The organism is Streptomyces sp. NPDC046727 (assembly GCF_040645635.1).
Classification (GTDB): Bacteria; Actinomycetota; Actinomycetes; order Streptomycetales; family Streptomycetaceae; genus Streptomyces.
Genome location: NZ_JBEYYR010000087.1, coordinates 1 through 2,736 on the forward strand (window position 1 = coordinate 1; position 2,736 = coordinate 2,736).

The 2,736-nt window shown below is 69.5% G+C and carries 2 protein-coding genes; both read left to right on the top strand.

From position 1 onward, the window contains the following. The first annotated feature begins 235 nt into the window (after positions 1–235). Positions 236–1,165, top strand: a complete 930-nt coding sequence (locus ABZ937_RS42705; RefSeq protein WP_361701069.1) for a DMT family transporter — start codon at positions 236–238, stop codon at positions 1,163–1,165. A gap of 37 nt (positions 1,166–1,202) precedes the next feature. Beyond that, positions 1,203–2,630: an FAD-dependent monooxygenase gene (locus tag ABZ937_RS42710; protein ID WP_361701072.1), complete on the top strand. Its 1,428-nt coding sequence runs from the start codon at positions 1,203–1,205 to the stop codon at positions 2,628–2,630. The last annotated feature ends 106 nt before the right edge of the window (positions 2,631–2,736 follow it).

Here is a 2,736-nt window from a genome sequence, read left to right on the forward strand (position 1 = left end):
GCCACCGCCGAACACCTCGGCGAACGCGTCGCCCACCACACCGCCATCGTCCTCGCCGGCCGCGAAGCCCTCAACACCACCGCCTGACCCCGACCGCGGCGCCGCTCATCGGCAGGGGAGACATCGACTCGCCCCGGCCCGCCGCCACTTCGAGCAGGTCCTCGCAGGGCCGCCATCGTTCCGGACGCCGGACGCGTGACCGCGCCGTACCACCCCCCTCCCTGGAGCCCACCAGATGAAAAACTCAACACTCCTCGTCCGCACCGCACTCGGTCCGGCCATCGGCGGCACCCTCTTCTACGTCGCCGGCCACTACCTGCCGCCCACCCCCTACTGGGACAGCTTCCTGCGGGTGCTGCCCGCCGGTCTCGTGCTGCTGGCGATCCGTCCGGGCCTGCCCCGGGGCGACTGGTGGTGGAAGTCGCTCGTGCTGGGCACGCTCAACATGGGCCTGTTCACCCTGTTCCTGCTGATCTCCGCCCAGCGTCTGCCCGGCGGCGTCGCGGCCACGCTGAACGCGACGTCCAGCCTGGTGGCCATCGCCGTCGCGTCGGTGGTCCTCAAGGAGAAGATCCGGCCGCACCACTACATCGCCTGCCTGGTCGGCGTCACCGGCGTCGCGCTGCTCGTCCTGCGCAGCTCGGCGACCCTGGACGCGATCGGCATCCTGGCCGGCATCGGCAGCGCCTCCAGCATGGGTGTCGGCAGTGTCCTGGCGCGCAAGTGGGGCCGCCCCGAGGGGGTGCACAGCCTCACCACGGCGGGCTGGACCCTGCTCGGCGCCGCCGTCGTCCTGCTGCCGCTGTCGCTCCTCATGGAGGGTGCGCCGCCGAGCTTCACCGGTAAGCAGCTGGCGGGCCTCGCCTGGGCGGCGTTCGTGGTCGGCGCGCTCGGCTTCGCCCTCTTCCTCTCCGGCGTCCAGCGGCTGCCGGTCTCCCAGTCCGCTCCGCTCCCCCTGATGAACCCGGTCACCGCGGCCATCCTCGGCTGGGTGGCGGTCGGCGAACGGCTCACCGCGCTGCAGGCCCTCGGCGGAGTGCTCGTGTGCTCCGCGATCCTCCTCGTCGCCAACCCGAACCTCGTGGGCCGCTTCTTCAGCAAGCCGGAACCGGCGAAGGTCACGCCCTCCACCGACGACGCGAAGCAGGTCGCGTCGTCCTCCTAGCCGCCGACGCCACCTGTTCTTGAAAGCGGGAGAACGCATGAAGCACTACGACGTCGCTGTGATCGGCGGCGGGCCGACCGGGCTGGTCCTGGCGGGACTGCTGTCGCGTGCCGGGGTGAACGTCTTCGTCGCGGAGCGCAGGCTCAGCCGCGGCGACCGGCCCAAGGCGGTCGTCCTGCACGCGCCGACCCTGGAGCTCCTCGACTCCTTCGGGCTGCTGGACGATGTGTACGCCCGGAGCATCCCTCTCGAACGGTTCACCTTCCGGGTCGGCGGGGCGGGGACGTACTCCGCCGAGATGACCGGAATGGACACCTTCCAGGACGGCTACCGGAACATGCCGCAGCCGATTCTGGAAGGGCTGCTCGAGAAATACGCGCTCGAATACGGCGCGCATATCGAGCGCGGCGTCAGCTATCTTTCCCACGAAGCGACCGACACCGGAATATCGGTACGTTTCGACGGTCATGAGGACATCCACTGTTCCTACCTGATCGGCAGTGACGGCCCGCGCAGCGCCGTGCGGGAGTCCTTGGGCATTCCGATGACCGGCCGCAGTCTGACGTCCAGCTATCTGCTCGTCGAAGGCGTTCCGCAGGAACTCGTCGGCCGGGACGAGGTGGGCATCTATGTCGGGGAGACCGGCATGGTCACCATGATGCCGATCCCCGGCGACCAGGTGCTCGTGGCCGGTCCTGCGGTGTCCGGGCTGGTCCTGGACCGCGGCGCCGACATACCGTGGAGCCGGATCGCCGAGGCGATCGAGACGCTGGGATTCGGCAGCCGTCTGAGGCTGGCGGAGGCCGTCCGCACGAGCCACTATTCCGTGGATCTGCGGATAGCCGACCGTATGGTGGCCGGAAACGTCGTCCTGGCCGGCGATGCCGCGCATTTGAACACGCCGGCCGGCGGGCAGGGACTGAATCTCGGTATCAGTGATGCCGTCGCACTGTCCTGGCGCATTCTCGCGGCATTGAGGGATGGCAATTCCGGGGTGCTTTCGGGATATGATGAGGAACGTCGTTCCTACGCGGCACAGGTAGTGAAGACGACGTTCGTCGCACCGTTCATCGAGCGGATCCGGGCGACGGACGACGCGACCCGGCCGGCCGTTCAGCAGGAGCTGGACGAACTGGCCCTGTCCTGGAGCCAGCTGTATCCGGGCGACGAGCACTGGAACGGCGCTCACTACGAGCTGACGGCCGGAGCGCGCGTTCCCACCGCCCTCCGGACCGCTGAGGGACCGGTCCCGTTCCTCCCCCCGAGCGACCGTGTCGACGGTTCGACGCTGGTGCTGTTCGAGGGTGAGGCACCCGAGACCCTCGCCATCGAGCCGTCGATCCCCCCGGTGCGGGAAGTGCGCCGGCTGCCCAGGCCCGCGCACGGCCGGGTCACCGTGCCCGAGAGCGCCCGGGGAATCCTCGTCCGCCCGGACCGCCGGGTCGCGCAGGTCCTTGAGGCATAGCCCCCACCCCTCTGACCACGTCCACGTTCCTTTCCCGGAGGCACTCGCCATGTCCAAGAAGCCGTCCGTCGTCATCGCCTACTACTCCGGCTTCGGCCACACCGAC

Coding starts and splice junctions, on each gene's coding strand:
- ABZ937_RS42705 (WP_361701069.1), top strand. CDS start 236: ATGAAAAACTCAACACTCCTCGTCCGCACCGCACTCGGTCCGGCCATC.
- ABZ937_RS42710 (WP_361701072.1), top strand. CDS start 1,203: ATGAAGCACTACGACGTCGCTGTGATCGGCGGCGGGCCGACCGGGCTG.